At 62.7% G+C, this 23,449-nt stretch carries 21 protein-coding genes; 12 read left to right on the plus strand and 9 right to left on the minus strand.

The features are described from left to right. Window positions 1-384 precede the first annotated feature (384 nt). The 3 genes from GST84_22405 to mrcB are packed head-to-tail and all read right to left on the minus strand — an operon-like array spanning window position 385 to window position 3,839. On the minus strand, window positions 385-717 hold the full coding sequence (locus GST84_22405; GenBank protein ID XGB14941.1) for a pseudouridine synthase: 333 nt from the start codon (window positions 715-717) through the stop codon (window positions 385-387). After that, the gene (locus GST84_22410; protein ID XGB14942.1) at window positions 717-1,502 is read right to left on the minus strand and encodes a hypothetical protein; all 786 of its coding nucleotides are present in this window, start codon (window positions 1,500-1,502) and stop codon (window positions 717-719) included. The genes GST84_22405 and GST84_22410 overlap by 1 nt, the downstream gene beginning before the upstream one ends. Before the next feature lie 15 nt (window positions 1,503-1,517). Beyond that, window positions 1,518-3,839, minus strand: coding sequence for a penicillin-binding protein 1B (gene mrcB / locus GST84_22415; protein XGB14943.1), 2,322 nt, complete (start codon window positions 3,837-3,839; stop codon window positions 1,518-1,520). A 115-nt stretch (window positions 3,840-3,954) separates the two neighbouring features. Between mrcB and GST84_22420 the strand changes: the two genes are divergently transcribed. Together GST84_22420 and GST84_22425 are read left to right on the plus strand one after the other, a co-directional pair. Further along, on the plus strand, window positions 3,955-5,517 hold the full coding sequence (locus tag GST84_22420; protein XGB14944.1) for an AAA family ATPase: 1,563 nt from the start codon (window positions 3,955-3,957) through the stop codon (window positions 5,515-5,517). A gap of 158 nt (window positions 5,518-5,675) precedes the next feature. Continuing rightward, window positions 5,676-5,978, plus strand: a complete 303-nt coding sequence (locus GST84_22425) for a competence protein TfoX (GenBank protein XGB14945.1) — start codon at window positions 5,676-5,678, stop codon at window positions 5,976-5,978. A 155-nt stretch (window positions 5,979-6,133) separates the two neighbouring features. Here the strand turns inward: GST84_22425 and GST84_22430 are convergent, their stop codons facing one another. The 4 genes from GST84_22430 to GST84_22445 all read right to left on the minus strand — a co-directional run bounded on the left by GST84_22430 (window position 6,134) and on the right by GST84_22445 (window position 9,808). Beyond that, the gene (locus GST84_22430) at window positions 6,134-7,018 is read right to left on the minus strand and encodes an iron(III) ABC transporter (GenBank protein XGB14946.1); all 885 of its coding nucleotides are present in this window, start codon (window positions 7,016-7,018) and stop codon (window positions 6,134-6,136) included. 104 nt (window positions 7,019-7,122) lie between these two features. Beyond that, window positions 7,123-7,890, minus strand: a complete 768-nt coding sequence (locus GST84_22435; protein ID XGB14947.1) for a heme ABC transporter ATP-binding protein — start codon at window positions 7,888-7,890, stop codon at window positions 7,123-7,125. Then, window positions 7,890-8,927 carry an iron chelate uptake ABC transporter family permease subunit gene (locus GST84_22440; protein ID XGB14948.1) on the minus strand — a complete coding sequence of 346 codons (1,038 nt, stop codon included), beginning with the start codon at window positions 8,925-8,927 and terminating at the stop codon, window positions 7,890-7,892. Before GST84_22440 ends, GST84_22435 begins: the two co-directional genes overlap by 1 nt. Further along, window positions 8,924-9,808, minus strand: a complete 885-nt coding sequence (locus tag GST84_22445) for an ABC transporter substrate-binding protein (GenBank protein XGB14949.1) — start codon at window positions 9,806-9,808, stop codon at window positions 8,924-8,926. Before GST84_22445 ends, GST84_22440 begins: the two co-directional genes overlap by 4 nt. Before the next feature lie 147 nt (window positions 9,809-9,955). Between GST84_22445 and GST84_22450 the strand changes: the two genes are divergently transcribed. Beyond that, complete coding sequence (locus GST84_22450) at window positions 9,956-10,273, plus strand: Rieske 2Fe-2S domain-containing protein (GenBank protein ID XGB14950.1); 318 nt, start codon at window positions 9,956-9,958, stop codon at window positions 10,271-10,273. Here the strand turns inward: GST84_22450 and sfsA are convergent. Continuing rightward, on the minus strand, window positions 10,263-10,976 hold the full coding sequence (gene sfsA, locus GST84_22455; GenBank protein XGB14951.1) for a DNA/RNA nuclease SfsA: 714 nt from the start codon (window positions 10,974-10,976) through the stop codon (window positions 10,263-10,265). The two genes, GST84_22450 and sfsA, sit on opposite strands and share 11 nt — an antisense overlap. Further along, complete coding sequence (locus tag GST84_22460; GenBank protein ID XGB14952.1) at window positions 10,976-12,148, minus strand: pyridoxal phosphate-dependent aminotransferase; 1,173 nt, start codon at window positions 12,146-12,148, stop codon at window positions 10,976-10,978. Before GST84_22460 ends, sfsA begins: the two co-directional genes overlap by 1 nt. Before the next feature lie 210 nt (window positions 12,149-12,358). Here GST84_22460 and dksA point away from each other — a divergent pair, with 210 nt between their 5' ends. From dksA to GST84_22505, 9 genes are all read left to right on the plus strand, one after another. Continuing rightward, window positions 12,359-12,805, plus strand: coding sequence for an RNA polymerase-binding protein DksA (gene dksA / locus GST84_22465; protein XGB14953.1), 447 nt, complete (start codon window positions 12,359-12,361; stop codon window positions 12,803-12,805). 48 nt (window positions 12,806-12,853) lie between these two features. Further along, complete coding sequence (locus GST84_22470) at window positions 12,854-13,756, plus strand: tRNA glutamyl-Q(34) synthetase GluQRS (protein XGB14954.1); 903 nt, start codon at window positions 12,854-12,856, stop codon at window positions 13,754-13,756. Window positions 13,757-14,000: 244 nt separating this feature from the next. Beyond that, the gene (locus tag GST84_22475; GenBank protein XGB14955.1) at window positions 14,001-14,177 is read left to right on the plus strand and encodes a hypothetical protein; all 177 of its coding nucleotides are present in this window, start codon (window positions 14,001-14,003) and stop codon (window positions 14,175-14,177) included. After that, window positions 14,167-17,136: a PAS domain S-box protein gene (locus tag GST84_22480; GenBank protein ID XGB14956.1), complete on the plus strand. Its 2,970-nt coding sequence runs from the start codon at window positions 14,167-14,169 to the stop codon at window positions 17,134-17,136. Before GST84_22475 ends, GST84_22480 begins: the two co-directional genes overlap by 11 nt. Window positions 17,137-17,140: 4 nt before the next feature. Then, window positions 17,141-18,583, plus strand: coding sequence for a response regulator (locus GST84_22485; GenBank protein XGB14957.1), 1,443 nt, complete (start codon window positions 17,141-17,143; stop codon window positions 18,581-18,583). A gap of 914 nt (window positions 18,584-19,497) precedes the next feature. Next, complete coding sequence (gene pcnB, locus GST84_22490; GenBank protein XGB14958.1) at window positions 19,498-20,880, plus strand: polynucleotide adenylyltransferase PcnB; 1,383 nt, start codon at window positions 19,498-19,500, stop codon at window positions 20,878-20,880. Continuing rightward, window positions 20,877-21,356 (plus strand): 2-amino-4-hydroxy-6-hydroxymethyldihydropteridine diphosphokinase, encoded by a 480-nt coding sequence (gene folK / locus GST84_22495; protein ID XGB14959.1) that lies wholly within the window; start codon window positions 20,877-20,879, stop codon window positions 21,354-21,356. Before pcnB ends, folK begins: the two co-directional genes overlap by 4 nt. 262 nt (window positions 21,357-21,618) lie before the next feature. Further along, complete coding sequence (gene panB / locus GST84_22500; GenBank protein ID XGB14960.1) at window positions 21,619-22,419, plus strand: 3-methyl-2-oxobutanoate hydroxymethyltransferase; 801 nt, start codon at window positions 21,619-21,621, stop codon at window positions 22,417-22,419. After that, window positions 22,416-23,279, plus strand: a complete 864-nt coding sequence (locus GST84_22505) for a pantoate--beta-alanine ligase (GenBank protein ID XGB14961.1) — start codon at window positions 22,416-22,418, stop codon at window positions 23,277-23,279. Before panB ends, GST84_22505 begins: the two co-directional genes overlap by 4 nt. Window positions 23,280-23,449: the final 170 nt, after the last annotated feature.

Genomic DNA, 23,449 nt, shown 5'->3' on the forward strand with positions numbered 1-23,449 from the left:
ATACCGCCCTCACTGGACGGGTCTTAATAGGTTTACTGCCAAGCAGAGCATGAGCGAACGTCAGCACTGACTGAGCAAGTATTGGGAGATCCCCAGAGTGTTGCGGGGGTTTCCCACCCAGCGCGAGGTAACGCGTTGCGGGGTGTAACAGGTCGGCGCGGGTGTGCACCTCATGATCTGCTTAGCGGGTCTGCTTCTGGCAGTCCCTCTACAGCGGAAGTTGGATTCTTGTGATTCGGCGCCAACAAGTCAAGAAAAATTATTGCCAATTTTTCCCCAAGATGAATTCCTGCCACCACTAAAAATCGCTTCAGCAGCAGAATTAAGAAGATTTCCAATAAAAAGGGCCACAATCTGCGGCCCTAGAAGGAAAAACTGAAGAAATCAGGCGGAAGGAGCGATCAATTGATCAAAAGCTGCCAACAGGCGCCGTAGCTCACGACTTTGCTCCGGCCGGTCGGTAAACACGGTTTCGGCCATGACAAGGATGCTCGATGCATTGGGCAACGGGTGGCCCAGTTCGATGATGATTTTCATGCGGGGCAGGAAGATCCATTGCAGCCACTGCTCAAAATTGAGGGTATCCACGGCGAACGGCACCGTACTGGCCAGCGCCTCGTCGCTTGGCGGCTCGTCATCCCACCAGCCTTGCACCTGCAGTTCACGCTCGATCAATAGCAGGTGGTCGGCAATATCCAGAATGCGCTGCTCGATCATCACGAATTGACCCGCGCCTTTTGCCGGGCCAGCGCAGCGCCAGCGCTGTCACCCTGCTTTTCACGCGCCTGGGCGATCGTGTTCCATAGCTCTGCCTGCAGGCTTGGGCGGCCGTTGGCGTAGGTCAGAGCGCGACGCGCCAACTGCTCGGCCTGCGCTGCATCACCTTGCGAGAGGCGCACCTGGGCCAGGCGATACAGCACCTGCGGCTCACGCGGAGCAATACGCTGGGCACGCTCCAGGCTCGAGGCGGCACCGTTGAAGTCGCCACTGCCCTGCTGCGTCTGCGCAGTGGTCAGCAACGCCAGCACCGGGCCGTCCAGTTGCTCGTCGGCCGACAGACCACCGGCGGCAGCGCTGCGCGGAATACCGGTGGGCGCACTGGCGCTTTGCGGGGTGTTATTCATCGCGGCAATGTCGAAGGGTTCATCGGCAATCGGGTTGGGATTGGTGGTCATCGGTGCCGAACTGACAGGGCCTGGAGTGATGGGCCCTGGAGTGATCGGCGCTGCGCCATTGTTCGCCGGGAACGTCTGGATGCCCGAAGCACCTGCGCCCTGCGGGATCATCACGGTGACGCCGGAATCCTCCGGCAGCGTCTGCGCCTGGGCGGTGCCGGTGTTATAGCCACCCGCCGAGCGGTTGGCCGTCACGCGCTCGCTGTTGGACACGCGGGTGCTCGAATCGACCACCGGAATATTGCCACGCGGGACGCTGGAGCACCCCTGGAGCACAGCCAACGCCGTCACGGCAGGAAACAGCCACTTGTTCACGTCACACCTCATCAATGCAGCCTGTGCTTAATTCATCCAGCCCTTGACCCAGTCCATTACCGATTCGACTGGATCCTGCTCGCCGCCACAGGTTGCGCCGGCCGGCGGCTCACTCCCGCGAATATACGGCATCTGCACCGCTCCCGGACAGCTGGCATCAGACCCATGGCCAGTGTACGGGTCGATCCAGGCCTGCACCACGTTGTCCGGTTGCGGCATATCCAGTGGCAGCGGGTCGGCCTTCTTCATGAAACTGGTCCACACCTGCAGGGCTCCGGTGGCGCCGGTAAACGGTGTCTTGCCGTTATCGTCACGGCCCATCCACACCACGGCCAGCAGATCCTGACTGAAGCCGGAGAACCAGCTGTCACGCGAGTCGTTACTGGTACCGGTCTTGCCCGCCAAGGTCAGCGAGCGTGGCAAGGTGTTGTACACCGAGCGCCCGGTACCTTCGCGCATTACGCGCTGCATGGCGTTCTGCACCAGGTAGATGGCACCCGGGTCGAAGGTTTGCTGGATCTGGAACGGGTAGCGCTTGAGCGGCTCGCCCTCGGCGGTGAGCACGCTGCGGATACCGCGCATCGGCGTGTTGAAGCCACCGTTGGCGATGGTCTGATACATGGTTGCCACCTGCATCGGTGACATGCCACCAGCGCCCAGCAACATGGCCGGGAACGCTGGCCAGTCAACATTTACCCCCAACCGACCAATGGTCTTGATCACGTTCGGCACGCCCACTTCCAGGCCGAGCTTGGCGGTCGACAGGTTGTACGAGTTGGCCAGCCCCTGGTACAGGTAGATAGTGCCGTGCGGGCGACGGTCATAGTTTTGCGGGCGCCAGACTTGGCCGTCAGCCCCCTTGACCGAAAATGGCTCATCCTGCACCCAACTGGTCAGGGTGTATTTGCTCGGCTGCTCCAGCGCAGTCAGGTATACCGACGGCTTGACCAGCGAGCCGATCGGCCGCACGGCATCGATGGCCCGGTTGAAGCCGGCGAAGCCTGCCTGGCGGCTACCGATCAGCGCCTGTACTTCACCGGTCTCAGGGTTGGTCACGACCATTGCCGCTTCCACCTCGTCAGCCCCCTTGCGGCCCGACAGGCGCTTGAAGGTCTCTCTCATCGAGGTTTCGGCCTTCATCTGAAGGATCGGGTCGAAGCTGGTAAAGATGCGCAGGCCTTCTTCGGTCAAGTCTTCGTCGCGGTAGTCCTGACGTAGCTGTCGCTTGACCAGGTCAAGGAAGGCCGGGAACGAGCTGTCGGCCAGGCTGCCACGCTTGGTTACGCCCAGCGGCATTTTCTTCGCCGCATCGACTTCTGCCTGGCTGGCCACGCCCTGCTCGGCCACCAGGTCGAGCACCAGGTTGCGGCGCGCCAGGGCGCGCTCGGGGTGACGCCGCGGGTTGTAATAGGACGGCCCTTTGACCATGCCCACCAGCAGGGCGATCTGATGCAGTTTCAGCTCGGACAACGGCTGGCTGAAGAAAAACTGGCTAGCCAGGCCAAAGCCGTGCACGGCGCGTTGACCGTCTTGACCGACGAACACCTCATTGAGGTAGGCCTCAAGGATTTCGCGCTTGTCGTAATGCAGTTCGAGCAGTATCGCCATCATCGCCTCGGTCAGCTTGCGGCTGAGGCTGCGCTCGCTGCTGAGGTAGAAGTTCTTCACCAACTGCTGGGTCAGGGTACTGCCACCCTGGCGCATGGAACCGGACGAAGTATTGACCCACATGGCCCGGGCGATGGACTTGGGCGACACGCCGTAGTGGCTGTAGAAGTCGCGGTCTTCCGTGGCCACCAGGGTTTCGAGCAGATACTTGGGGACCTGATCGATCTTGATCAGGATGCGGTCTTCAAGGTTTTTCGGGTAGATGCCGCCGATCATCAGCGGCTCCAGGCGCACCACGTCAAGCGCCTTGCCGTTGGCGCCGGAAAGGCCCGCAACGTAGTCGCCAGAGAAGCGCACGCGGACGAACTGCGCCGGCTCCATGCCCTCGTAGAACTGGAAGCCACGGGTATTGAGGTCGACGGTATTGCCGTTGACGGACGCAGCGCCGGGGCCGTTAGCCGCGCTCTCGCGACGGTAGCCGAGGGCATCGAGCTCGGTGAGGAAGTCGCTCTTGCTCAACTTCTGGCCGGTGAACAGCTCCAGCGGCCGGGCATACACTTTGGCCGGGATGGTCCAGCGCTTGCCGGAGAACTTTTCCTGGACGACGGCATCGAGGTAAACCGCGAAGCCGGCGACTATCACCAGGCCTACCAGGCTGAGCTTCAAAGCCCAGCCCAGCCAGGCGCGGGAGCGGCCGGTCGGGCGTTTCTGAGGGGTACGGGAATTTCGGGTTCGGGTCATGGCGGCGGATTATACGCACTTTATAAAGGCTGGGCAGACGGCCCGGCGGTAGGCAGGGACGGCACCATTGACCATAATGGCGCATTCGAATTCCCTTGCCCCGGAAGGATTTGCCGTGAGCCAAGCTCTTATTACTGCGTTGCAGAACCCTGCCCTGTACCCTCACCCCGTGGATGGGTTTCAGCTCATCGAGACGCATATCTCCTGGGTCCTGCTCACTGGCGAGTACGCCTACAAGGTCAAGAAACCGATGAATTTCGGCTTCCTGGACTTCACCGGGCTGGACCAGCGCCGGCATTTCTGTAACGAAGAGTTGCGCCTGAACCAGCGCCTGACCGAAGGCCTGTATCTGGAAGTGCTGCCGATCACCGGTAGCGTCGACGCACCGCAGATCGGTGGCGAAGGTGAAGCCATCGAGTACGTGCTGAAGATGCGCCAGTTCCCTCAGGGCCAGATGCTCAACACCCTGCAGGCCAATGGCGAGCTGAACGCCACGCACATCGACCAGATGGCCCGGCAGATTGCCGAGTTTCACCTGCAGGCCCCACGTGTGCCGATGGAGCACCCGCTGGGCACGCCAGACAGCGTGATGGCCCCGGTGGAGCAGAACTTCGAGCAAATCCGCCCATTCCTCAGCGACAAAGCCGATCTGCAGCAACTCGACGCCCTGCAGGCCTGGGCTCGCAGCAGCTTCGAGCGCCTGCACGGCCTGCTGGAAAAGCGCAAGGCCAATGGCTTCATCCGTGAGTGCCACGGTGACATCCACCTGGGCAACGCCACCTTGATCGATGGCAAGGTAGTGATCTTCGATTGCATCGAGTTCAACGAGCCTTTCCGACTGACCGACGTCTACGCCGACACCGCCTTCCTGGCCATGGACCTGGAAGACCGAGGCCTGAAATGCCTGGCCCGGCGCTTCATCAGCCAGTACCTGGAACTGACGGGGGACTATGAAGGCCTGGAACTGCTCAACTTCTACAAGGCCTACCGTGCGCTGGTGCGGGCCAAGGTCGCACTGTTCAGCATGCCGGCCGATGCTGATGGCGTGCAACGTGCCACCACCCTGCGCACCTACCGCAATTACGCCAACCTGGCCGAAAGCTACAGTGCCATCCCGTCGCGGCTGCTGGCCATCACCCATGGCGTTTCGGCGGTGGGCAAAAGTCACGTGGCCATGCGCCTGGTCGAGGCCTTGGGTGCTGTGCGCGTGCGTTCGGACGTGGAGCGCAAGCGCCTGTTCGGCGAACAACAACAGGCCGACGCCGGCCAACTGAGCACGGGCATCTATGACCAGGACGCCAGCGCTGCGACCTACCTGCGCCTGCACGAGATAGCTGCGACCGTGCTGCGCGCCGGCTTCCCGGTGGTGCTGGACGCCACCTACCTCAAGCATGAGCAGCGCCAGGCTGCGGCAGACGTTGCCAGCCAGACCGGAGTGCCGTTCCTCATCCTTGACTGCCACGCGCCAGAGGCGGTCATCGCCAGTTGGCTGGAGCAGCGCCAGGCCGAAAACAGCGACCCGTCGGATGCCACGCTAAAGGTGATCAAGGCCCAGCAGGCAGGCCGTGAGGCGCTGGATGCGCAGGAGCTGGTGCACAGCACACGCGTCGATACCCAAACTGCCGGCAGCATGGACCAGGTGATCGAGCAGATTCGCCAGCGATTGCCTGGCCTGTAAGTTCATCATCTTCCTGTGCCTGCCGGCAAAAGGGCAGGCACAGGCCGCTCATCATCCGATGGCAAAAAGCCGCGTATTCCCGAACCCCCGCTACACTCCTCTCTGACCCTGCTCGCGATTTATCCCCCATTCCCGTTCAGCCATCGCAAGGAGGCTCGATGAACGATGAATTGCAGCATCTGAAGAACCTTGGCAAGACTTCTGCGCAGTGGCTGCATGCAGCCGGCATCCACAGTGCATCGGATTTGCGCCGCCTGGGCGCTGTGGGTGCGTACCAGGCCGTGAAAACACGAGGGTTCCGTGCATCGAAGGTGCTGTTGTATGCCATTGAAGGCGCCCTGCTGGACATGCACTGGAACGATTTGCCGCTCGAACGCAAGGAAGCACTCAACCAACAATTGGACGCGAAAAAACCTACGCAGAAAAACCAAAATAATCAGGGTAAAGGGATTGACGGCTAAATGAGAATTGTTATGATTATCGCAACTGGTCGCGAGACTGGTTGGATAAGCTAAGAGACCTTGGTTCGGACTCTCAGATTATCTCCTCATCAGGCTAATCACGGTTATTGACCCGGCAATTTGCCGGGTCTTTTTTTGCCTGTGCTTTTCAAGGATCAACGCCGCAACTGCGCACAATAATCCTGCTCCGGCATCGCTGCCGTGTACCACACATAATCAGCCTCGCCAGGCTCGATTCGCTCGCCTACCTCAGCCAGCAGCAATACCTTGCTCTCCCCCGATGCCTCTAGGTCAGCCAGATGCAAGGGTATGCCCAAGTCCTTGCGCACGTGGTAAGCCCCGGCAAACAACAGTGCCGGTTGCGGCGCCGCCTGCAAACGCTCGGCCATGCGCCGGTCGCGCTGCTGCTGAACGGCCAACATCGCCGGTAACTGGCTTTCCGGCAGCATCCCGCAATGCCCGGCGCGCACCTGTTCCAGCAAGGCAGCCTTTACCGCGGGTGCATTGGACTTTTCGCCCTGCACCGGAGCCGGTTGTCGATAGGCCTGACGCATCTCGGCGGGCGAAAGGTTGGCTGCCAGCAACGTCACCCGATGCTGCAAGGCTTCGGTGACAATCGGCCCGTACAACTGCCAATCCCAGCCCTCCTGCCAGGCCAGCGCCTTGGGCAAGTCTTCCGGCAAAGGCTGCCCCATCAGCTTGTCAACCCGTGACTGCTGTTCGGGCTGCAGCATTTCCAGCAACAGGCTGCCCTGAGTACGCTGGCTTTGAAGAGCGCGCAGCAGCCATAGCTGCAGCGCGTGATGGTCAGGGTTGTCGTGCTTCTCGCCGACAAGCACGCGGGGGGCGACAGCCAGGCGATGCACCAGCTTTTCGGGGCTTATGACCTGCTCATTGGACAGATCGACAATCTTACCCAGCTCGGCGTGGGTGCGACCTTCGCTACTCTGCCAGGCGGGCAACGGCGGCAGGCTGGCCTGACAACCGCCCAGCGCCAGTACCAGGCACAGCGAGAAACCAGACAGCAGCGGGTGTCGCATCGGCAGTTACTCCATGTCATCCACAATTTGAATGGCCTTCCCCGAGGGGGCGGATCTGTCGCGAGACAAGGCCGCTTCCACACAGGCCGTGCATGGCTTGAGAATCAACGGGTGATGATCAGCGGATGCCCGCGCTCGGGGTGCGCTTGCACCAGTACGTCGATACCGTACACCGCCTTCAGTGCCGCCGGGGTCAGTACCGCGTCGGGTGTGGCAAACGCGTGGCAACGCCCCTGCTCCAGCAACAGGATGCGATCACAGTAACGCGCCGCCAGGTTCAGGTCATGCAGGATCACCAACACTGCAGCACCGCAGTCGGCGAAACGACGTACGGCTTCCAGGGTGGTGTGCTGATGCAGTGGGTCGAGCATCGAGGTCGGTTCGTCGAGCAGCAACGTGGCCCCCTCCTCGCCCGGCCATAGCTGCGCCAGCACGCGGGCCAGGTGCACCCGTTGCCGCTCGCCACCGGAAAGCGCCAGGTAACTGCGCTCCACCAGGTGCCAGGCATCTGCCGCCTGCAACGCCGCCTCGACAATTTCCGCATCACGCCGCTGCCCGGTGCCATGAGGCATGCGCCCCATACCGACCACTTCCTCGACCCGAAACGAGAAACTCAGGCTGGACACCTGTGGCAACACTGCCAGGCGCCTTGCCCGTTCCTGCCCAGCCCAATCGGCCAGGGGGCGGCCCTGCAGCGTCACCCGCCCGCGGTCAGGCGCCAGTTCACCACACAGCACACTCAGCAGGCTGCTCTTGCCGGCGCCGTTGGGGCCGAGCACACCCACTACCTGCCCCGGAGGCAACTGCAGGTGAATGTCGTGCAGCACCTCATTGCTACCCCTGCGCAGATACAGGCCCTCTACTTGCAACATCAGCCGCGTCCTCGCATCAGCAGGAACAGGAAGAACGGCGCACCAATGAAGGCCGTGACGATACCAATCGGCAGCTCGGCAGGCGCCAACAGCAGCCGCGCCGCAAGGTCGGCGAACAACATCAGCACACCGCCGGCCAGCAGCGAGGCTGGCAGCACCACACGGTGATCGGGGCCGGCCAGCAGGCGTACCAGGTGCGGCACTACCAGGCCGATGAAGCCGATCAACCCGGCTGCAGCCACTGCCGCCCCAACCCCCAGTGCCGTGCAGAACACCAGCTCACGCTTGAGCCGCTCCACGTCAACGCCCAGGTGACGCGCCTCAGACTCACCCAACAACAGGGCATTCAGCGCCTTGGCCCGGCGCGGCAACCACACCGCAACCCCTGTCGCCACCAGCAACAATGGCCACAGTCGCTCATAGCTGGCGCCATTGAGGCTGCCAAGGTTCCAGAATGTCAGCGTGCGCAAGGTGGCATCATCGGCCAGGTAAGAGAACAGCCCCACGGCCGCGCCACCCAGCGCGGTCATGGCCACGCCAGCCAGCAGCATCGTGGCAACGTTGGTCTGGCCATCGCGGCGCCCCAGGCGGTAGACCAGCGCAGTTACCCCAAGCCCGCCGACAAAAGCGCAGAACGACAGCAGATAAGGCGCGAAAGCATCCGGCATGCCGCCAAGCCAGGCGCCGCCAACAATGGCAACCGCAGCCCCCACTGCGGCACCGGCGGCAACACCTACCAGCCCGGGGTCGGCCAGCGGGTTGCGGAACAGCCCCTGCATGGCCACCCCGGACAGAGCCAGCACCGCGCCCACCGCCAAGCCCAACAGGGTGCGCGGCAGGCGGATCTGGCCAAGGATCATCTCGGCCTGCTGCAGGCCATCTTCGGAAACAGGCAGCCCCAGCAGACGCAGGCCAGCGCGCAGCGTATCAAACATCGGCAGGCTGACTGGCCCCAACGCCAGTGACAGCCAGATCGCCAACAGGCACAACAGGCTCAGGCTAATGAACAACGTACGTGGCTGGAACCGCTGTTTCATTGCGCGAAGCTGGCCTGAGCAAGGGGGTAGAAGGTGGCTGCCAGCGACTGCAAGGTCGCCGGTAGCCGAGGCCCAAGCCCGCCGACCAACAGCGTCGGGTCCAGTGAGACCAGGCGTTTCTCACGCACGGCCCGCGAGGCCGCCAGTGCGGGGTTTTCTTTCAACAGCGCCTGCAACGCCTGCCCATCGGCCAGCGCCCGGTCGGAAAACACGATCACATCCGGGTCAAGCGCCGCCAAGGCTTCGTTGGAGAAGTTCTTGTAACCTTGGTGCGCGGCCAGGTTACGCCCACCCGCCTGGCTCAGCAGCCAGTCACCGGCAGTGCCTTGCCCGGCGATCAGCGGCTTGGCCCCGGCATGGCCGACCAGCAGCAACACCCCAGGAGCCTGCTGCCCGGCCTGGGCCAGCTTGACGTTGGCATGCAACGCATCGAGCCGCTGGCGGTAGTCCGCTGCAAGCGTGGACGCTTGCTGCTCTGCGCCGAGCAACTTCCCCAGGTGCCTGAGGTTTTCATCTACCGCCGGCAGCTCGGCTTTGCTGGAGAACAACTCAACCCGCACGCCGGCCTTGCGGATTTGCGCCAGTACCGGTGGCGGGCCCATTTCCTCGGTGCCCACCAGCACATCCGGGCGCAGGCTGAGAATGCCTTCGGCCGACAGCTGTCGCTGATAACCCACACTGGGCAACGATTTCAACGAGGCCGGGTGCTGGCTGGTAGTGTCCACACCGACCAGGCGCGCTTCACCCCCCAATGCGGTTATCCACTCGCTCAAGGCGCCACCCGCGCTAACCCAGCGTTGCGGCAGCTCGGCTGCCAAGGCTTGGGTAGAGAGCACAAGGCTTGCACACAAAGCGAGAAAAGCAGTTGGACAGCGCATCATCGGGTTCCTTCTGAAGACGGCTACACGCCTTGTGGCGAGCGGCGGAACTGCGCACCATAGACAGCCAGGCGCAGCGAACGCGATCAATTTGATAATTATTCGCATTGAAGCGTCAAGCCAACATATGTTCCACGAGCCATCCTTGCCATGCACTTCCTTTGTACATCCCTCGGCCTGGCCGAGGGCCAAAGCCGCGCCTTCAGCGTAGACGGCCTCGAATTGTTCGGCGTACGCCGCCAAGGCCAGGTGTACCTGTACCGCAACCGCTGCCCGCACCGGGACATCCCGCTGAACTGGGCAGAGGACGCGTTTCTGGATGACAGCGCCAGCCTCATCCACTGCGCCCATCACGGTGCGCTGTTCCTGATAGAAAGCGGCGAATGCGTGGCAGGCCCCTGCGAGGGTGAGCAGCTGCAGCCCCTGGGCTGCCACGAAGACAGCCTGGGCATCTGGTTCAAGGGGTAAGCAACACCGGCAAGCGGCGATCGATGACGATACCCTCGGCGTCCAGCCGGGTGCCATAGGCCAGCACCTCCACCCCGTCCGCTACTGCAGCGCGCAGCGCCTGGGCGTAGGCCATATCGATTTCCTCAGCCGGGCGCACAGCGTCGATACCGGTCAGGTTCACGCAATACAGCTGCACGGCCCGCACGCCCTGCCGGGCCAGCGTTGCCAGCTCGCGCAGGTGTTTCGCACCGCGCTGAGTCACCGCATCAGGGAAGGCCGCAACTGCAGTGTCGGGGTAGCCCAGCGTCACACTCTTGACCTCGACATAGGCCGGAGCACCCTCGAACTCCAGCCGAAAGTCGATACGGCTGCCTTCCTCGCCATAGGCCACTTCGCGCTTGAGTGCAGTGAAACCAGCCAGTTCAGTGATAGTGCCGGCGCGCAGGGCCTCTTCGACCAATGCATTGGCCCGCCCGGTATTCACGCAGGCCAACCGCCCCTGGGGGGTTTCGCTGATTTCCCAAGTCCCTGGCAGCTTGCGCCTGGGGTCGTTGGAGCGGCTGAACCACACCTGCCCACCTTCACGCATACAGTTGAGCATGGAGCCGGTATTCGGGCAGTGGATAGTCATCTGCTCGCCGCTGGCCAGTTCGATATCGGCCAGAAAGCGCTTGTAGCGACGCAGCAGGCAGCCCTGCTCGAGTGACGGAGAGAAACGCATCAGCCTTGCCAGCTCCGCAGGCCACGGGCAATACGCTGCACCGCTTCTTCCAGGCGCGGCAGGCTCTGGGTATAAGCGAAGCGCACATGGTGCCCGGCCAGGTGGCGACCAAAGTCCAGGCCCGGCGTGAACGCCACGTGCTCGGTTTCCAGGAAATGTCGGCAGAATGCGAATGCGTCACCGCCAAAAGCGCTGATATCGGCATATAGGTAGAACGCGCCTTGCGGCTCGACGGCAATGCGGAAACCCAGTTCACGCAGGGCAGGCAGCAGGTAGTCGCGACGGCGGGCGAACTCGGCGCGGCGCTCTTCGAAAATGGCCAGCGCCTCGGGCTGGAAACAGGCCAGCGCGGCATGCTGGGCCATGCTCGGCGCGCTGATGTACAGGTTCTGCGCCAGTTTCTCCAGGTCGGCCACCGCACCGGGCGGGGCCACCAGCCAGCCAAGGCGCCAACCGGTCATGCCGAAATACTTGGAAAAACTATTCAGGACAAAGGCCGAGTCGTCGACTTCCAGCACGCTTGGCGCGTCCATGCCATAGGTGAGGCCGTGGTAGATCTCGTCCACCACCAGATGACCATGCCGCTCATGGGTGGATTTGGCCAGGCAGGCCAACGCTTCGCGCCCCAGCACGGTTCCAGTCGGGTTAGCCGGCGAAGCGACCAGAGCGCCGACGGTGTCCTTGTCCCAGTAGCGCTCAACCAGTTCGGCAGTCAGTTGGTAGTTAACGTCCGGGCCCACCGGTACCAATTGGGCCCCGCCCTCGACCAGGCGCAGGAAGTGGCGATTGCACGGGTAACCCGGATCGGCCAGCAGCCAGTGCTTGCCCGGGTCCACCAGCAGGCTGCTGGCCAGCAGCAGCGCGCCGGAGCCACCCGGGGTAACAAGGATGCGCTGCGGGTCGATATTCAGGCCATAGCGCTGCCCATAAAAGCCGGCAATTGCCTCACGCAGTGCCGGCAGACCGCGTGCGGCGGTATAGCGAGTGTGCCCGGCGGCCAGCGCGGCCTGGCCGGCAGCGACGATGGGTGCGGCCGTGGTGAAGTCCGGCTCGCCGATTTCCAGGTGGATCACGTCGTGCCCGGCCGCCTGCAGCTCGTTGGCCCGGGCCAGCAGCGCCATGACGTGGAAAGGTTCGATGGCGCGGCTGCGCGCACTGTAGGGTTGGGCCATGACCTTCTCTCAATTGGGTCTAAACTGGAGATTCTACCTCTGCACACCACCGAACGTACCGCTCAGGCCAGTGTCAATTAGCAGGATCGGGCGGGGTAGCGCACCCCCGATCTATCTGGTAAGTTCGGCGGCTCGCAGTCGCAGGGCCGGCGGTCGCCGGAGATGGAGCATCCTGCGCATTGGATCAGATGAGTGAGAGGCGGTCTATTCATGTCCACCCTAGAAAAGCAAAAAGCCAACCAGAATCTTTATGGGGTTGCACCCTATCAGGAGACCAAGGGTGAGGAGTACATGGGTGAGCCCATGCGCAAGCACTTCACCAAGATCCTCACTGGCTGGAAGCAAGAGCTGATGGTCGGCGTCGACAAGACCGTTGACCATATGAAAGAAGAGGCAGCCAACTTCGCAGATCCCGCAGACCGGGCATCCCAGGAAGAGGAATTCGCCCTCGAACTGCGCAACCGCGACCGCGAGCGCAAGCTGATCAAGAAAATCGATAAAACCCTGCAGAAGATTCAGGACGAAGAGTACGGCTGGTGCGAGTCGTGCGGCATCGAGATCGGCTTGCGCCGCCTGGAAGCCCGCCCAACCGCCGACCTGTGCTTCGACTGCAAGGAAATTGCCGAGAAAAAGGAAAAAACGGTCGGCAAAGGCTGATCTTTCTTCCACCTGAACGGGGCGCATCATGCGCCCCGTTTCATTTATATGCCCAGCCTGACCATGACCGACTCCAGCTACATCGGGCGCTTCGCCCCCACCCCCAGCGGCTTCCTGCACTTCGGCTCGCTGGTCGCCGCCCTCGCCTCCTGGCTCGATGCCCGCGCCGTCAACGGCCGCTGGCTGCTGCGCATGGAAGACACCGATCCGCCCCGGGAAATGCCCGGCGCCCGCGATGCCATCCTCCAGACGCTGGAACGTTACGGCCTGCACTGGGATGGCGAGGTGGTATTCCAGAGCCAGCGCCACGATGCCTATGCTGCCGTGGTAGACCGCCTGTTCAACATGGGCCTGGCGTACGCTTGCACCTGCTCGCGCAAGCAACTGGAAAGCTACAACGGCATTTACCCGGGCTTTTGCCGTAACGCCGGGCATGCCCGTGAAGGGGCGGCCATCCGCCTGCGGGTGCCGGAGCTGATCTACCGTTTTACCGATCGTGTGCAGGGTGAATACCAGCAACACCTGGGGCGTGAGGTGGGCGATTTCGTCATCCAGCGTCGTGACGGGTTGTACGCCTACCAGTTGGCCGTGGTGCTGGACGATGCCTGGCAGGGTGTTACCGACATCGTGCGTGGCGCCGACCTGCTCGACAATACCCCGCGCCAGCTGTACCTGCAGGAACTGCTGGGCTTCTCACAGCCGCGTTACCTGCATATTCCGCTGATCGTGCAGCCAGATGGGCACAAGCTGGGCAAGTCGTACCGTTCCCCGCCACTGCAGGCGGAGCATGCTACTCCTCTGCTACTGCGGGCACTGCGGGCGCTGGGGCAGGAGACGGATCCGGAACTGCTGTTGGCGACGCCAGCAGAGGTGCTGGCAGTCGCGCGCACGCAGTGGCGGCCAGAAGCGATCGCGCAGCGGACCACGGTGCCGGAGGCTGATTTGCGCTGAACCTTTACCAGCCTTTTCGCGGGCGCGCCCGCCCCCACAGGAACCACGCCGCCTTCAAGGCCTGTGGTCTACCTGTGGGAGCGGGCATGCCCGCGAAAGGGCCGGCACAGGTAAAGCCCCCCTAAAAACAAAAGCCCAGTAAATTCAAACCCTTGGCGAACGCTGTGGATTCCCGCTAGCATCCCCCCTGCCATTTGCGCCAATAATAAGTTCAAGCCCGCAGCGCCCAACCATCGAGGCCAGCATGTACATCTATCGTTTGGTCCTGCTTCTGGTCGTGGGGATCTACCTGTTCTCCCCGGCCATCATGGACTGGTGGATCGAACCGACCGGAGCCTGGTACCGCCCCTACCTGCTCTGGCTGATCCTGATCGTCGTCACCTTCATCCTGCAGAGCCAACGAGATGCCGATGAGCTTTAGCCTGACCCAGATGATCCTGATCAGCGCCGGGTACCTCATGGTGCTGTTCGGCGTGGCCTGGATCAGCGAGCGCGGGCTGATCCCGCGTTCGATCATTCGCCACCCACTTACCTACACCCTTTCGCTGGGCGTTTACGCCAGTGCCTGGGCCTTCTATGGCTCGGTTGGCCTGGCCTACCAGTATGGCTACGGCTTCCTTGCCTGTTACCTGGGGGTGTCTGGCGCATTCCTGCTGGCGCCGGTGCTGCTCTACCCGATCCTCAAGATCACCCGCACCTATCAGCTGTCATCGCTGGCCGACCTGCTGGCCTTCCGCTTCCGCAGCACGTGGGCCGGGGCCTTGACCACCATCATCATGCTGATTGGCGTGCTGCCGTTGCTGGCCCTGCAGATCCAGGCGGTGGCCGACTCGATCAGCATCCTTACCGGTGAGCCGGTCAAGGCCCGGGTGGCCTTTGCCTTTTGCACGCTGATCATTCTGTTCACCATCTTCTTCGGCTCGCGGCACATCGCCACGCGCGAAAAGCATGAGGGGTTGGTTTTCGCCATCGCCTTCGAGTCGGTGATCAAGCTGCTGGCCCTGGGCGGTATTGGCCTGTATGCCTTGTATGGCGTATTCGGCGGCCCGCACGAGCTGGAAGTCTGGCTGTTGCAGAACCAGACCGCCCTCGCCGCCCTGCACACCCCCCTGCAGGAAGGCCCATGGCGCACCCTGCTGCTGGTGTTCTTTGCATCGGCCATCGTCATGCCGCACATGTACCACATGGCCTTTACCGAAAACCTCAACCCGCGCTCGCTGGTCAGCGCCAGCTGGGGCCTGCCGCTGTTCCTGCTGCTGATGAGCCTTGCCGTGCCGCTGGTGCTGTGGGCCGGCCTGCGCCTGGGCGCCAGCACCAACCCCGAGTACTTCACCCTGGGTCTGGGCATCGCCGCCAACAACCAGGCATTGGCACTGCTGGCCTACATTGGCGGCCTGTCGGCAGCCAGCGGCCTGATCATCGTAACCACCCTGGCGCTGTCGGGCATGGCCCTGAACCACCTGGTGCTGCCGCTTTACCAGCCCCCGGCCGAAGGCAACATCTACCGGTGGCTGAAGTGGACCCGCCGTGCACTGATCGTCGCCATCATCACCGCCGGGTTCATGTTCTACCTGAGCCAGAACTACCACCAGAGCCTTGCAAACCTGGGCATCGTCGCGTTCGTCGCCACCTTGCAGTTCCTGCCTGGGGTGCTGTCGGTGCTCTACTGGCCAACCGCCAACCGCCGCGGTTTCATCGCCGGGCTGCTGGCCGGCACCCTGGTGTGGATGGTGACCATGCTGCTGCCGCTTCTCGGCAATTTGCAGGGCTTCTACATCCCGCTGCTGGACATGATCTATGTGCTGGACGATACCAGCTGGCACATGGCAGCCATCGCCTCGCTGGCGGCCAACGTGCTGCTGTTCACCCTGATCTCACTGTTCACCAACGCCAGTACCGAAGAGGTCAGCGCGGCCGAAGCCTGTGCCGTGGATAACGTGCGCCGCCCGCAGCGCCGCGAGCTGCACGCCGCCTCGCCGCAGGAATTTGCCACCCAACTGGCCAAGCCGCTGGGCGCCAAGGCCGCGCAAAAGGAAGTAGAGCAAGCACTGCGCGACCTCTACCTGCCGTTCGACGAACGCCGCCCCTATGCCCTGCGCCGCCTGCGCGACCGCATCGAAGCCAACCTGTCCGGCCTGATGGGGCCGAGCGTGGCCCAGGACATGGTCGAGACTTTCCTGCCGTACAAGTCCGGTAACGAAAACTACGTAACCGAAGACATCCACTTCATCGAAAGCCGCCTGGAGGACTACCACTCGCGCCTGACCGGGCTGGCCGCCGAACTCGATGCCCTGCGCCGCTACCATCGCCAGACCCTGCAGGAGTTGCCCATGGGCGTCTGCTCACTGGCCAAGGACCAGGAAATCCTGATGTGGAACAAGGCCATGGAAGAGCTCACCGGCATTGCCGCCAAGCATGTGGTCGGCTCGCGCCTGGTCACCATCGACGAGCCTTGGCGCGGCCTGCTGCAAGGCTTCATCAACGTGCCCGACGAGCATCTGCACAAGCAGCGCCTGGCACTGGATGGCCAGCCGCGCTGGCTGAACCTGCACAAGGCAGCCATCGACGAGCCACTGGCCCCCGGTAACAGCGGGTTGGTACTGCTGGTGGAAGACCTTACCGAAACCCAGGCACTGGAAGACAAGCTGGTGCACTCCGAGCGCCTGGCCAGCATCGGCCGCCTGGCCGCCGGCGTGGCCCACGAGATCGGTAACCCGATCACCGGCATCGCCTGCCTGGCGCAAAACCTGCGCGAGGAACGCGAAGACGATGGCGAAATCATCGAGTTGTCCAGCCAGATCCTTGACCAGACCAAGCGCGTATCGCGCATCGTCCAGTCGCTGATGAGCTTTGCCCATGCCGGCGGCAGCCACCAGAACAGCGAGGAGCCCGTGTGCCTGGCCGAAGTGGCACAAGATGCCATCGGTCTGCTGGCGTTGAACCGGCGCAATTTCGAAGTACAGTTCTTCAACCTTTGCGACCCGGACCATTGGGCTGAAGGCGACCCGCAGCGCCTGGCCCAGGTGCTGATCAACCTGCTCTCCAACGCCCGCGACGCCTCGCCGCCCGGCAGCGCCGTACGCGTGCGCAGCGAGGTTAGCGAGCACACCGTCGACCTGATCGTCGAAGACGAAGGCAGCGGGATTCCGAAGAACATCATGGACCGCCTGTTCGAGCCCTTCTTCACCACCAAGGACCCGGGCGAAGGAACCGGACTGGGGCTCGCTCTGGTCTATTCCATCGTGGAAGAGCATTATGGGCAAATCACCATCGACAGCCCGGCCGATATCGAACGGCAACGAGGCACCCGGATCCGCGTGACCCTGCCCCGGCATGTCGTAGCGACGTCCCCTGAAATTCGAGACCGTCGAGAGAATTGAATCAATGCCGCACATTCTGATCGTCGAAGACGAAACCATCATCCGCTCGGCCCTGCGTCGTCTACTTGAGCGGAACCAGTACCAGGTCAGCGAGGCCGGCTCGGTGCAGGAAGCCCAGGAACGCTTCAGCATTGCCACTTTCGACCTCATCGTCAGCGACCTGCGCCTGCCAGGTGCCCCCGGCACCGAGCTGATCAAGCTCGGCCAGGGCACCCCGGTGCTGATCATGACCAGTTACGCCAGCCTGCGCTCAGCGGTGGACTCGATGAAAATGGGCGCGGTGGACTACATCGCCAAGCCCTTCGACCATGACGAGATGCTGCAGGCAGTGGCGCGTATTCTGCGCGACCGGCAGAACGCCCCGGCTGCTGCACCGCCTGCCGAGCCACGCGCCAGCAATGGCAAGGTTGCAGCCTCCGACAAAGGCAGTGCGACAACGGCCAATGGCGAAATCGGCATCATCGGCTCGTGCCAGCCCATGCAGGACATGTACAGCAAGATCCGCAAAGTCGCCCCAACCGACTCCAATGTGCTGATCCAGGGCGAGTCGGGCACCGGTAAAGAGCTGGTGGCCCGCGCCCTGCACAACCTGTCTCGCCGGGCCAAGGCACCGATGATCTCGGTGAACTGCGCGGCCATCCCCGAAACACTGATCGAATCCGAACTGTTCGGCCACGAAAAAGGCGCTTTCACTGGCGCCAGCGCCGGGCGCGCCGGCTTGGTGGAAGCCGCCGATGGCGGTACGCTGTTCCTCGATGAAATTGGCGAACTGCCGCTCGAAGCCCAGGCACGCCTGCTACGTGTGCTGCAGGAAGGCGAAATTCGCCGGGTAGGTTCGGTGCAGTCGCAAAAGGTCGATGTGCGCCTGATTGCCGCGACCCACCGCGACCTGAAAAACCTGGCCAAGGCCGGCCAGTTCCGTGAAGACTTGTATTACCGCCTGCACGTGATCGCCCTGAAGCTGCCAGCACTGCGCGAGCGTGGCAGCGACGTCAACGAGATCGCCAGCGTCTTCCTCGCCCGCCAGAGCGCTCGCATCGGCCGCGACGACTTGCACTTCTCGGCCGAGGCCGAGCAAGCCATTCGCCACTACAGCTGGCCCGGTAACGTGCGTGAACTGGAAAACGCCGTGGAGCGCGCGGTGATCCTCAGCGAGAGCGCAGAAATTTCCGCCGAGCTGCTGGGCATCGACATCGAACTGAGCGATCTGGAAGAGGACGACCTCCTCGACAATGCCCTGGTGGTGGCCGGCGCGGCCAACGCGAGCCACGAGCCGACCGAGGACCTGTCGCTGGAAGACTACTTCCAGCACTTCGTGCTTGAGCACCAGGACCACATGACCGAGACCGAACTGGCACGCAAGCTCGGCGTCAGCCGCAAGTGCCTGTGGGAACGCCGCCAACGCTTGGGCATACCACGACGCAAGAGCAACGCTACCAGCGAGTAATTCAACCTGCCCAGTGTTCGCCGCAGCAAGTGCGGCGCCTGTGAGATCGAGCGCCGCCCACGCGGCGCATCGCGAGCGAAGCTCGCTCCTACATCTGTTTCGGGCCAATCAATCCTGAGCCATTGGCGCGCGGCCCCTTGTGTGTCCCCTTCAATATCCTGTCGTGCACCGAGGGGGATGCGCGCCAATGGCACAGGCGCTGAACGGGGTGTGGCGAACACATCTGGCCTGGGAACACCCCAGGTAACACATCACCTCCCGTAAAAATCTGTTACCCACGCTTTCCGCCGTAACAGCCCCCGAGGCGTACGGTAACGAAATTCCGACATTTTCGACCTTCCGAAAATTGCGAAACCTACTCAACCCCTTGATTTTACTGGGTTTTGAAAAGTTGGCACGGCACCTGCTATATGTTTGGTACAAGAACAATAACAAGCACTGCAACTCAGAATAAGAACAAGACGAAACGGCTCACGCACAATAAAAACAAGACGGCGGAGGCGCAGCTAACTGATTCTTTTGGAGAGGATGCGTGTTTGGGGCTTGCCCCACAACCAGGCAGAGAACAACAAAAACTGCACTAAAAAGCAGCGCCTGAACTGGTTGGATCGACAGATCAACGTGTCATCAGCGGCCAAAGCAATCCGTTTGCTCTTTACCCCCGGTTTGGGGGTCGTCCACAAGCTTCGAGATTTGTGGACAGGGCACTCAACAAAAACAAGAAGCCCAGCAAAAAAACAATAAGAGCACGCAATGACTTCTTGGGGAGCTTAGGCTCCCCTTGTCATTTCTACCCTTCTGGCAGGCATCCTGCTACCCGCCTACACCATTCCCCGAGTAAATGCTAGAATCCCCGCCCATCATGCGGCCATTCTCCTATTCTTGGCCGAACATTCCTTCACACAGTGCATCCCATGCTGAAGAAGCTGTTCCAGTCTTTCCGCCCGCCCGTACCGGGCCCGCACCACAGGCGCACCACGCCCGAGGTGATCAACAAGAGCCAGCATTCGCTGCAGCGCCACCAGTTCAGCCGTCATGCGGTCAACATCGTGGAGCGCCTGCAAAGCGCCGGCTACCAGGCTTACCTGGTCGGTGGCTGTGTCCGCGACCTGATGCTGGGCATTACGCCGAAGGACTTCGACGTGGCCACCAGCGCCACCCCCGAACAGGTCCGTGCCGAGTTCCGCAACGCCCGCATCATTGGTCGCCGCTTCAAATTGGTCCATGTGCATTTCGGCCGTGAGATCATTGAAGTCGCCACCTTCCGCGCCCACCACTCCGAGGGCGATCAGGGCGATGCCCACCGTTCGTCGCATAACGCCAGTGGTCGCATTCTGCGAGACAACGTGTACGGCACCCTGGAAGAGGACGCGCAACGCCGCGACTTCACCATCAACGCCCTGTACTACGATCCGGTCAGCGAACGCATTCTCGATTACGCCAACGGTGTGCACGACGTGCGCAATCGCCTGCTGCGGCTGATCGGGGACCCGACCCACCGCTACCAGGAAGACCCGGTGCGCATGCTGCGCGCGGTGCGTTTTGCTGCCAAGCTCGACTTTGGCATCGAAAAGCACACCTTCCTGCCGATTCGCGGTCTGGCCCCGATGCTGCGCGAGATTCCACCCGCACGCCTGTTCGAGGAATGCCTCAAGCTGTTCCTCAGCGGCCAAGGTGCCATGGCCTTCGAAATGCTGGTCGATCTGGAGTTGTTCGAACCGCTGTTCCCGGCCAGTGCCCACGCGCTGGACGAGCGGCCGACCTACACCCACACGCTGATCAGCCAGGCGCTGAACAACACCGACCTGCGCGTGAAGCAGGGCAAGCCGGTGACGCCAGCCTTCCTGTTTGCGGCTCTGCTCTGGCCAGCTCTGCCGGCCCGTGTGCTGCACCTGCAGAACCAGGGCGTACCGCCGATCCCGGCCATGAACGGTGCGGCCCACGACCTGATCGCTGAGCAGTGCGCGCGCATTGCCATCCCCAAGCGTTTCACCCTGCCGATCCGCGAAATCTGGGACATGCAGGAGCGCCTGCCGCGCCGCAGCGGCAAACGCGCCGACATGCTGCTGGACAACCCGCGTTTCCGCGCCGGTTACGACTTCCTGCTGCTGCGTGAAAGCGCCGGGGAAGAAACCGACGACCTGGGCCAGTGGTGGACCGATTACCAGGACGCAAACGACAGCGAGCGCCGCGAGATGATCCGTGAGCTTGGCAGCCGCGACGAAAGCGCCGGCCCGCGCAAGCGCAAGCGCAGCGGCAGCAAACGCAAGCGCAGTGGCGACGAGGCGTTCGAGTGACCATTCGCGCCTACATAGGCCTGGGCAGCAACCTGGACGCCCCTGCCGAGCAGTTGCGTAGCGCCCTGCAGGCGCTCGACCAGGTCGAAGCCACGCGCCTGGTAGCCGCCTCGGCCCTGTACACCAGCGATTCGCTGCTGCCCGGCCAACCGCGCTACACCAATGCTGTCGCCGCCTTGGACACCGCCCTGGCACCACTGGCATTGCTCGATGCGCTGCAGGCCATCGAAAACGACCAGGGCCGCGTGCGCAAAGAGCGCTGGGGCCCGCGCACGCTGGATTTGGACATCCTGCTGTTCGGTGACCAGGTGCTCGACCAGCCACGCCTGAAAGTGCCGCATTACCACATGCATGCCCGCCCCTTCGTGCTGTATCCGTTGGCCGAACTGGTACCGGGCGATTTCCGCCTGGCCGATGGCCGCGCCCTCGCGCAACTGCTCGACGAATGCCCGTTCGTCGGCCTGGAACGCCTGTAAACCGGGCGTTCCAGCCTGCATTGCCACCTCGGTAACGCCAGTAACACCCTGATCGTAACAATGCGGTAACAGGGTGATTGACTTCCCACACCTCGCTCACGACTATAGGCGTCCCGTGTGGCACCAAAGTGCCGCATACCCGTATTTAGGCCCGGACGGACCTGTGCCCGAACATCACGCGCGATGATGTGCCGCTCCGGAAGATGACTACACGCGTTGAATGCAGTCGTTTTTTACAGCGCCTGAACGAGGAATTTCCTACATGCCTGAAGTAACCCTTACCACCCTTAACGGCCTCAAGGCCAAGGGTGAAAAAATCACCATGCTGACCTGCTACGACGCGACCTTCGCCAAGGCTGCCAGCCAGGCCGGCGTTGAAGTGTTGCTGGTGGGCGACTCGCTGGGGATGGTCCTGCAGGGCCACGACAGCACCTTGCCGGTCACCACGGCGGAAATGGCCTACCACACCGCCAGCGTCAAACGCGGCAACGACGGCGCGCTGATCCTCACCGACCTGCCGTTCATGGCCCACGCCACGCCGGAGCAGGCCTTTGCCAACAGCGCCACACTGATGCAGGCCGGCGCCCACATGGTCAAGATCGAAGGCGCAGCCTGGCTGGCCGAAACCATCCGCTTGCTGGCCGAACGTGGTGTGCCAGTGTGCGCGCACATGGGCCTGACCCCGCAAACCGTCAACGTGCTGGGCGGCTACAAAGTGCAGGGCCGCCAGGAAGCCCAGGCCCGGCAGATGCGCGCCGACGCCATTGCCCTGGAACAGGCCGGTGCGGCCATGCTGCTGCTCGAATGCGTCCCCAGCGAACTGGCGGCGGAAATCACCAACGCCGTAGGCATCCCGGTAATCGGCATTGGCGCCGGCAACGCCACCGATGGCCAGGTGCTGGTACTGCACGACATGCTCGGCCTGTCGCTGAGCGGCCGGGTACCGAAGTTCGTGAAGAACTTCATGCAGGGCCAACCGGATATCCACAGTGCCCTCGTCGCTTACGTCGAGGCAGTCAAGCAAGTCAGTTTCCCAGGCAGCGAACACGGGTTCAGTGCATGAATACAGTCAAGACCGTCCGCGAACTGCGCGCGGCAGTGGCCCGCGCTCGCGGTGAAGGCAAACGCATCGGTTTCGTGCCGACCATGGGCAACCTGCACAGTGGCCACGCAGCCTTGGTATCCAAGGCGGCGCAGCGCGCCGATTTCGTGGTCGCCAGCATCTTCGTCAACCCGCTGCAATTTGGCGCCAACGAAGACCTCGACAAATACCCACGCACCCTGGCAGCCGACCAGGAGCGCCTGGTGCAGGCCGGCTGCAACCTGCTGTTCGCGCCCACCGTAGAAGAGATGTACCCCGACGGCATGAGCGTGCAAACCCGTGTCAGCGTGCCCCAGCTTTCCGAAGGCCTGTGCGGCGCCAGCCGGCCTGGGCACTTCGAGGGTGTGGCCACCGTAGTGAACAAGCTGTTCAACATGGTCCAGCCAGACCTCGCCGTGTTCGGCGAAAAGGACTATCAGCAGCTGGCGGTGATCCGCGCCATGGTGCGCGACCTGAACATGCCGATCCAGATCATCGGCGAACCCACTGTGCGTGCCGAGGATGGCCTTGCGCTGTCATCGCGCAATGGTTACCTCACGCCAGAGCAGCGTGCTGCTGCGCCAGCGCTGTACCGCACGCTGCAACACATCGCAGTGGGCATCGGCCGTGGCCAGCGGGATTTTGCCGCGCTGGTCGCTGAAGGCCAGGCACAACTGAGCGCAGCGGGTTTCCGCCCGGATTACCTGGAAGTACGCCATGCCGTAAGCCTGCGCCCGGCAGTGATCGATGATCGAGACCTGGTGGTGATTGCGGCGGCTTACCTGGGTAACACGCGGTTGATCGACAACCTCTACCTGCATGTGGAAGAGAAGACCGCATAATGGCATTGGGCTGCCTGCAGCCCATTCGCAGGCAAGCCCGCTCCTATATTCACTTGCAGGAGCGGATTTGCTTACAAAGTCCCCCAAAATCCCCCTGCCATACCCATTCCCAGCGCGTGGCCTTTGCCTATAATGATGCCAGCCTGAACCCGGCAATGACTGCCGTGTCC

Origin of the sequence: Pseudomonas putida (genome assembly GCA_041879295.1) — a bacterium.
In the GTDB taxonomy this organism is placed as follows: Bacteria; Pseudomonadota; Gammaproteobacteria; order Pseudomonadales; family Pseudomonadaceae; genus Aquipseudomonas; species Aquipseudomonas putida_Y.